At 58.0% G+C, this 7531-nt stretch carries 7 protein-coding genes, 1 pseudogene and 1 riboswitch; of the genes and pseudogenes, 4 read left to right on the top strand and 4 right to left on the bottom strand.

Annotated elements, in window-relative coordinates; genetic code table 11:
• Positions 1 to 284 (bottom strand): annotated as a pseudogene (locus tag C5687_RS17145) (DUF4225 domain-containing protein); the annotation flags it as partial.
• 229 nt (positions 285 to 513) lie between these two features.
• A riboswitch (TPP riboswitch) is annotated at positions 514 to 610 on the top strand.
• 35 nt (positions 611 to 645) lie between these two features.
• On the opposite strand from C5687_RS17145, the gene thiM reads away from it, so the two are divergent.
• From thiM to C5687_RS17130, 3 genes are read left to right on the top strand one after another with little or no spacing between them, the layout of a single operon-like run.
• On the top strand, positions 646 to 1416 hold the full coding sequence (thiM, locus tag C5687_RS17140) for a hydroxyethylthiazole kinase (RefSeq protein ID WP_104557434.1): 771 nt from the start codon (positions 646 to 648) through the stop codon (positions 1414 to 1416).
• The gene (gene thiD / locus C5687_RS17135) at positions 1413 to 2213 is read left to right on the top strand and encodes a bifunctional hydroxymethylpyrimidine kinase/phosphomethylpyrimidine kinase (protein ID WP_095450418.1); all 801 of its coding nucleotides are present in this window, start codon (positions 1413 to 1415) and stop codon (positions 2211 to 2213) included. Before thiM ends, thiD begins: the two co-directional genes overlap by 4 nt.
• A 42-nt stretch (positions 2214 to 2255) precedes the next feature.
• Complete coding sequence (locus tag C5687_RS17130) at positions 2256 to 3002, top strand: GntR family transcriptional regulator (protein WP_025760289.1); 747 nt, start codon at positions 2256 to 2258, stop codon at positions 3000 to 3002.
• Here C5687_RS17130 and C5687_RS17125 read toward each other — a convergent pair.
• The 3 genes from C5687_RS17125 to C5687_RS17115 are packed head-to-tail and all read right to left on the bottom strand — an operon-like array spanning position 2976 to position 6204.
• A complete protein-coding gene (locus C5687_RS17125; protein ID WP_104557433.1) occupies positions 2976 to 3929 on the bottom strand; it encodes a PfkB family carbohydrate kinase in 954 nt (317 codons plus the stop codon). The two genes, C5687_RS17130 and C5687_RS17125, sit on opposite strands and share 27 nt — an antisense overlap.
• Positions 3926 to 4930: an ADP-ribosylglycohydrolase family protein gene (locus tag C5687_RS17120; RefSeq protein WP_104557432.1), complete on the bottom strand. Its 1005-nt coding sequence runs from the start codon at positions 4928 to 4930 to the stop codon at positions 3926 to 3928. The genes C5687_RS17125 and C5687_RS17120 overlap by 4 nt, the downstream gene beginning before the upstream one ends.
• Positions 4927 to 6204: a nucleoside permease gene (locus tag C5687_RS17115; protein WP_094919095.1), complete on the bottom strand. Its 1278-nt coding sequence runs from the start codon at positions 6202 to 6204 to the stop codon at positions 4927 to 4929. The genes C5687_RS17120 and C5687_RS17115 overlap by 4 nt, the downstream gene beginning before the upstream one ends.
• 247 nt (positions 6205 to 6451) lie before the next feature.
• Between C5687_RS17115 and fbaB the strand changes: the two genes are divergently transcribed.
• A complete protein-coding gene (gene fbaB / locus C5687_RS17110; RefSeq protein WP_025760285.1) occupies positions 6452 to 7504 on the top strand; it encodes a class I fructose-bisphosphate aldolase in 1053 nt (350 codons plus the stop codon).
• Positions 7505 to 7531 lie beyond the last annotated feature (27 nt).

The raw sequence follows: 7531 nt of genomic DNA, 5'->3' as shown, positions 1-7531 counted from the left end.
TTAGTTCTTAACAGACGCTCTTGTTCAAGCAGATTGTCTGTTTCAGCACGCAGATTTTTGATGCATACAATGCATTCTTCGTCTGTTTTAGCTCGCCGCGCTGTCTCAAACTCCTTTTCTACGACCTGTTTCATCTCTTCGACAAACTTGATACGTGTTATCCCATCTTGCAAATAGAATGCTGACAGCCGGTTTGCTGTTTCGACGAGTTTCCGGGCTTCCAGATTTACCATGGTATCTGACCAGGTTCTGTTCCATCCCCTGTTGAGCAGCGCGATATCCATAAAGCCTCCTTTCCTGAATGTGCCTGGTCATTTTACGTTCTATACGGTCAGGGGCAACAGGATATGCTTTGATATCATGACTAATGTAACAAAGGAGCTTAATGGCGACTTTTTTCATATTTAGAGTGGGGTACAAACCGAGGTACAGCGTGAAGAAGCGATAAGCGGAAGGGCGGGCTTGCGTCAGCAAACAACTTCCCCTAATCTGGCAAAAAGTAACAGAAATGTACCAAATGACTCGGGGTGCCCTTCTTTGTGAAGGCTGAGAAATACCCGTATTACCTGATCTGGATAATGCCAGCGTAGGGAAGTCAGATGCCTTCCCGGTCATCGCTTCTTCACGCAAGGCAGGAGCGAAACCATGCAGCCTGACCAGCTCGATTTACACGTTTTACACCACTTCCGAACCCGTTCTCCGCTTACGCATTGTATGACCAACGATGTCGTGCAGACCTTTACGGCCAACGTTTTGCTGGCGCTTGGCGCATCCCCCGCGATGGTGATTGAAGCCGAAGAGGCTGAACAGTTTGCCGAAATTGCCGATGCGCTGCTGATTAACCTTGGCACGCTAACCGTACCGCGCGCCCAGTCGATGCGTCGTGCCATTGAAAGTGCAGTGGAGGCAGGCAAACCCTGGACGCTGGACCCGGTGGCGGTGGGCGCCCTGGCGTTCCGCACCCGTTTTTGCCATCAAATTCTTGCCCTGAAACCGGCGGCCATTCGCGGCAATGCCTCCGAAATCCTGGCCCTTGCCGGCATGAGCACGGGTGGACGTGGCGTTGATACGACCGATACCGCTGCCAGCGCGGTGCCAGCTGCCGAGGCGCTGGCCCGCCAGACCAACGCCATTGTGGTCGTCACCGGTGAAGTGGATTACATCACCGACGGACAACGAACCCGCACGGTCACGGGCGGTGACCTGATGATGACGCGCGTGGTGGGCACCGGGTGTGCGCTCTCTGCCGTTGTGGCGGCAAGCTGCTCGCTGCCGGGCGACAGGCTGGATAACGTCGCTGCCGCCTGCGGCTGGATGAAACGGGCCGGATCGGTTGCCGTTGCGCACTCTCGTGGCCCGGGCAGTTTTGCCAGCGCGTTCCTGGATGCGCTTTACACGCTGGAGGTACCGGCATGAAACGGATTAACGCCCTGACCATTGCCGGCACCGATCCCAGCGGCGGCGCCGGTATCCAGGCTGACCTGAAAACGTTCTCGGCTCTTGGCGCGTACGGTTGCTCGGTGATCACCGCGCTGGTGGCGCAAAATACGCGCGGGGTGCAGTCGGTCTACCGTATCGAGCCCGATTTTGTCGCCGCACAGCTGGATTCGGTGTTCAGCGACGTGCGCATCGATACCACCAAAATCGGCATGCTGGCCGAGACGGACATTGTTGAAGCGGTGGCGGAACGGCTTAAGCGTTATCAGGTGCAAAACGTGGTGCTGGATACCGTCATGCTGGCAAAAAGTGGTGACCCGCTGCTCTCCGCTTCCGCCGTGGAGACGCTGCGCAAAAAGCTGCTGCCGCAGGTGGCGCTCATTACCCCTAATCTGCCTGAAGCTGCCGCGCTGTTAGGTGCGCCGCACGCGCAAACTGAGCGTGAAATGAAAGAGCAGGGGAATGCCCTGCTGGCGATGGGCTGCGGGGCGGTGCTGATGAAGGGCGGGCATCTGGATGACGCTGAAAGTCCGGACTGGCTCTTCACTCGCGAAGGCGAAGTGCGTTTCACCGCCCCGCGCGTGCAAACCAAAAATACCCATGGCACGGGCTGTACGCTCTCGGCCGCGCTGGCGGCGCTGCGTCCACGGCATGAAAACTGGGCCGATACGGTGCAGGAAGCGAAAGCCTGGCTCTCCGCAGCGCTGGCAAAAGCCGATACTCTGGAAGTGGGTCACGGTATTGGGCCGGTTCACCATTTTCATGCATGGTGGTAGGCCTTATACTGGCAGAACACATCACGCCTGAGAAAAACAGAGATGGAACAAGCGCATACCCGGTTAATCGCTCAATTGAATGAACGGATCGCCGCGCCCGATAACACGCCGCTGTACCTGAAGTTTGCCGAAACGGTAAAAAACGCGGTGCGCAGCGGGGTGCTGGAGCACGGTAATATTTTGCCCGGCGAGCGCGATCTGAGTCAGTTAACCGGCGTGTCGCGCATCACCGTGCGTAAAGCGATGCAGGCGCTGGAGGAAGAGGGCGTGGTGACGCGCGCCCGCGGCTATGGCACGCAAATCAACAATATCTTCGAATATTCCCTGAAAGAGGCGCGCGGTTTTTCCCAGCAGGTGGTGTTGCGCGGTCAAAAGCCGAATACGCTGTGGGTCAACAAGCGGGTGGTAAAGTGTCCGGAAGAGGTGGCGAATCACCTTTCCATCCCCCCTGAGAGCGAGGTATTCCTGCTCAAACGTATTCGCTACGTTGACGAGGACGCCGTCTCGATTGAGGAGTCCTGGGTGCCGGTTGGGTTAATTCCCGACCCGGATGCGATCGGTATTTCGCTCTACGATTACTTCCGCAGCCAGAATATTTTCCCGCAGCGTACCCGCTCGCGCGTTAGCGCCCGCATGCCGGACAGCGAGTTTCAGGCGCACATCAAGATGGATGAAAAAATACCGGTGCTGGTGATCAAGCAGGTTGCGCTCGATCAGCAGCACCGGCCGATTGAGTACAGCATCAGCTACTGTCGCAGCGACCTATACGTCTTTGTGTGCGAGGAGTAGCGCCTCGCGCGTCGGGGCGCAATCACCGCCGCGGTGGCTGACCACCCACGCGGCCACCGCGTTGCCGAGCTGCACCGCGTCTGCCAGTACCCATCCCGCGGCCAGCCCCGCAAGCGTACCGCCCGCATGGCTGTCGCCAGCGCCAATGGTGTCCACCACCGTGGCGGGAAACGCCGGAACAACGCCTGAGGCGTTCCCGTCATACCACGTAGCACCGTCTTTATCATGGCGCACAATCAGCGCGGCGCCGAAACGCTCCTGCCATACCTCACCCAGATTCTCAGCCTCCACATCCAGTCTTTCAGCAGCGATCTCCGCTTCCTGACGATTCAGCGAGACGATCGGCCTGCAGGCCATAATCCGTGCCATCAGCGCGTCAGGGATATCCGCAATGCGTGGGCCGAAATCGATAAACGCCGTCACGTCCCGCAACCCTTCCAGCCAGCCCGTCAGCAGCTCGCCGCACGGCGAGGCCAGCTGGTAGCCGGACAAATAGACCAGGCTGTTTTGCGGAACGTGAAGCGCAGCCAGCCAGCGCTGCTGCCACTGGTTCTCCACGCCGCTAAAGGACATAAAGGTGCGCTCGCCGTCAGGCTCCACCAGCGCCAGACACCAGCCGTTGTCGCCGGTTTCGGCCTCCACGGCGCTGTGCAGATCCTGCTTCGCCATCGAGTTACGAATAATATCCGCCCACACGCCGTGGCCGACAGGCAGGGCGTTTTGCGCCGAAATGCCGAGCCGCTTCAGGGCGATGGCCGTGTTCAGCGCGCAGCCGCCAATATTTACCCCCTTCTGTTTTAACTCGATATCGCACCCGCGCCAGGGCAGGGCCCAGGCGTCGGCGATGACGTCAATCACCGCCGCGCCCAGTACCGTCACCGGGCGCGTGGCGTGCAGGGTTTCCAGGCGTTGGGCAAATGAACTCATACCCCCTCCCTTTGCTCCCGGTAGTGCAGCAGTTTTTCGCAGTAATGGCCGAAATCAAGCTGATTGACAGCGTCGAGCTCGGCTTTAAGTGCCGGGTTAATGGCCTGCACGCCGTGGAGCGCCCCGCAGATGGCCGTCGCCATTGCGCCAATGGTGTCGGTGTCTCCGCCCAGGTTGGCGCATAACACCGCGCAGCGGTTCGGGTCGGTTCCCGCCAGTTCGACCATTGCGATGGCCGCCGGAACGGACTCAATGGTGCTGGTGCCCGCACCAGTCAACTGGTAAATCCGCTCGCTGGCGGAGTCGATACCGTTGGCTTCCCGTACGGTCTTCAGCGCCAGCTCAATACGTGCCGCCAGCGAGGCGCTGAAGGTAGTGGTTTTCGCTTCCTGGGCATAGCGGGCGATACCCGGCAGGGCATCGACGATGTTCTGCCAGCGTTCCCCGTCGATGGCGCGTGAAACCGCCCAGGCAATCACCACCGCGCCGGCAATCGCGAGGTCAGATTTATGGGTCGGGCTGGAGGCCAGCGCCACCTGCGCGACAAAGTGTTCCAGCCGCGTCGCCGGAAGCAGGCAGCCCAGCGGGGAGGCACGCATCGCCGCCCCGTTGGTGACACCGTTGTTTTCCAGCTCGCTGACCGGTTTCCCGTCACGAATAGCGTTGAGCGCGATTTTCGATGTCGGGCCAAGCACGTTCTTGTTAAAGGCGTCGAAATCGAGCGCCCAGCGCAGAATATGTTTGCCGATAACATCCGCGTTAATTTCCCCTTCGCACTCAATGATCGCATCCGCCAGGCACAGCGCCATTGAGGTATCGTCGGTGAACTCCGCGCGCTTAAAATAGCAGGCCGCGTTATTCTCCGCCGGGCCGGGTAAGAAGCGGTCTATCCAGCCGAAGTGCGCTTTGACGCGCTTTCGCGGCCACAGCTCCGACGGCATGCCCATCGCATCCCCTAACGCCTGCCCATAGAGGGCACCGAGAACACGTTCTTGTTTCATTTAACTTCCCCTTGTGTCAGCGCAGAATCGCCATCCACCACCTCAATTGCGGTGATCTCAGTGTCCGATTCGCGGAAAAACAGCATAAACAGCACGGCAATCACAGCAATCATGATCCCGCCGAATGTCCACATTCCGGCCCAGTTGAAGGTCAGCCCATTCACCGGCTCTTTGTATGCGAACATTTTTTCCATCATTACGCCGCCGAGGCGGTAGCCCAGCAGGCTACCAAACCCCTGACAGCAGAGCGTAATCAGGCCTTGCGCGGCGGTGCGCATATGCACCGGCGCTTTTTTATCCACGTAGATATACGCGGTGACGTAGTAGAAGTCGTAGCTCACCCCATGCAGCAAAATGCCGAGGAACAGCAGGGCATAGGTGAAGTACTGTTCTGCGCCGCCGTAAACAAAGAAACCGTAGCGGATAGCGGCGGTGATCAAGCCCAGCAGCAAGACCTTCTTAATACCAAAGCGTTTGGTGAAGAACGGCAGCGCCAGCATGAAGAAGATTTCAGAGAACTGACCGAGCGTCATCCAGCCGGTGGCGTTTTTCATTCCCACTTCCGTGAGATAGCCGTTGGCGAAGATGTAGTAGAAGGCCAGCGGCATGGCGAACAGAAACGAGCAGAAGAAGAACACCAGGAAGTTTTTGTCACGCAGCAGGATCAGCGCATCCAGCCCCAGCATCACTTTGAAATCCAGCTTGCCGGTACTTTTCGGTGGCGTGTTCGGCAGGAACAGGGCAAACACGCCGAGCAGGGCGGAGCTGGCCGCGGTCATCAGCAATGGAATATTGGTATCGGAAATATCGCTGTAGCCCAGCATCTGCGGCAGGAAGCCGCACGCCAGCCCGGAGGCGATCCAGCCGATAGTTCCCATCACGCGGATGCGCGGGAAATCGGCCTCGACGTCGTCCACGTTGGCGAAGGCAATACTGTTGGTCAGCGCGATGGTGGGCATGTAGGTCAGGGAGTAAACCAGCAGCAGCGGGAAGAAGGTGCTGAACTGGGTTTGCTGTGCGGCGAAGTACATCAGAATCGCGCCGGCAAACATTAGCACCGCCAATACTTTCTGCGCGGCAAAGAAGCGGTCAGTCAGCGAGCCGACAAGAATAGGTGAGAGGATAGCGGCAATAGCGGTACAGGCGTAAGACCAGCCGATTTCCCCGGCGGTAAACCCGCTTTTGCTCAGCCACAGCCACAGCGGTACGAACCAGGCTCCCCAGATAAACCATTCAACAAACATCATGAATGACAGTTGGACTTTCGTTTTCATTGTTTAATCCTGCATGTCAGAGGGTACGCCTTTAACATACCATTCAATAATACCTTTTAAATACCTTTGTGGTGATTGTTTGATCAATGTAACAGTTTTGTTGTACACGAATCGAGCCAGCAGATTGTGCTGAAAAAAATGCAAAAGGTGGAAAATCTGTTAAGTCGGTACCAGGCTTAGTCTGCCCAGAAATAATGGGACTGGATAAACACACACCGACACGACGTCGGACTTACGGGAGTATCACATGACTGATATTGCGCAGTTGCTTGGCAAAGACGCCGACAGCCTTTTACAGCATCGTTGTATGACCATTCCAGCCGACCAGCTTTATCTGCCTGGTCATGACTACGTCGACCGCGTGATGGTCGATAACAACCGTCCGCCTGCCGTGCTGCGAAATATGCAGACGCTCTACAACACCGGGCGGCTCGGTGGCACCGGGTATCTCTCTATTCTGCCGGTAGACCAGGGCGTTGAGCACTCGGCGGGTGCCTCTTTCGCAGCGAATCCGCTCTATTTTGATCCGAAGAACATTGTTGAGCTGGCGATTGAAGCGGGCTGTAACTGCGTGGCGTCCACCTATGGTGTGCTGGCCTCGGTCGCGCGTCGCTATGCGCACCGCATTCCGTTCCTCGTGAAGCTCAACCACAATGAAACGCTCAGCTACCCTACCGAGTATGATCAAACCCTCTACGCCAGCGTCGAGCAGGCGTTCAATATGGGGGCGGTCGCCGTCGGGGCGACGATCTATTTCGGCTCTGAACAGTCCCGTCGTCAGATTGAAGAGATCTCTGCGGCGTTTGAGCGTGCGCACGAGCTGGGCATGGTGACCGTGCTGTGGGCTTACCTGCGGAACCCGGCGTTCAAAAAAGAGGGCGTGGATTATCATGTGTCTGCGGACCTGACCGGTCAGGCGAACCACCTGGCGGCCACCATCGGCGCGGATATTGTGAAGCAGAAAATGGCCGAGAATAACGGCGGGTACAAAGCGGTGAACTTCGGTTACACCGATGACCGCGTGTACAGCAAGCTGACCAGCGATAACCCGATAGACCTTGTGCGCTACCAGCTGGCGAACTGCTACATGGGCCGTGCGGGGCTGATTAATTCCGGCGGGGCGGCGGGCGGGGATACTGACCTGTCAGACGCGGTGCGTACGGCGGTTATCAACAAGCGCGCGGGCGGCATGGGGCTGATCCTGGGCCGTAAGGCGTTTAAGAAATCGATGGCCGACGGCGTGAAGCTGATCAATGCGGTGCAGGACGTCTATCTGGACAGCAAAGTCACGATTGCCTGACCTGAGGGCGAAATGTAGGCCGGGTAA

Source organism: Enterobacter sichuanensis (assembly GCF_002939185.1).
Taxonomy (GTDB): domain Bacteria; phylum Pseudomonadota; class Gammaproteobacteria; order Enterobacterales; family Enterobacteriaceae; genus Enterobacter; species Enterobacter sichuanensis.
Note: the sequence above shows the minus strand (reverse complement) of the source record. Positions and strands in the feature narration are given on the sequence as shown.

What these genes read in the sequence shown, in the direction of transcription:
- fbaB (WP_025760285.1), top strand. Translation starts at nt 6,452, where the DNA reads ATGACTGATATTGCGCAGTTGCTTGGCAAAGACGCCGACAGCCTTTTA.
- thiD (WP_095450418.1), top strand. Translation starts at nt 1,413, where the DNA reads ATGAAACGGATTAACGCCCTGACCATTGCCGGCACCGATCCCAGCGGC.
- C5687_RS17115 (WP_094919095.1), bottom strand. Translation starts at nt 6,204, where the DNA reads ATGAAAACGAAAGTCCAACTGTCATTCATGATGTTTGTTGAATGGTTT.
- C5687_RS17120 (WP_104557432.1), bottom strand. Translation starts at nt 4,930, where the DNA reads ATGAAACAAGAACGTGTTCTCGGTGCCCTCTATGGGCAGGCGTTAGGG.
- C5687_RS17125 (WP_104557433.1), bottom strand. Translation starts at nt 3,929, where the DNA reads ATGAGTTCATTTGCCCAACGCCTGGAAACCCTGCACGCCACGCGCCCG.
- C5687_RS17130 (WP_025760289.1), top strand. Translation starts at nt 2,256, where the DNA reads ATGGAACAAGCGCATACCCGGTTAATCGCTCAATTGAATGAACGGATC.
- thiM (WP_104557434.1), top strand. Translation starts at nt 646, where the DNA reads ATGCAGCCTGACCAGCTCGATTTACACGTTTTACACCACTTCCGAACC.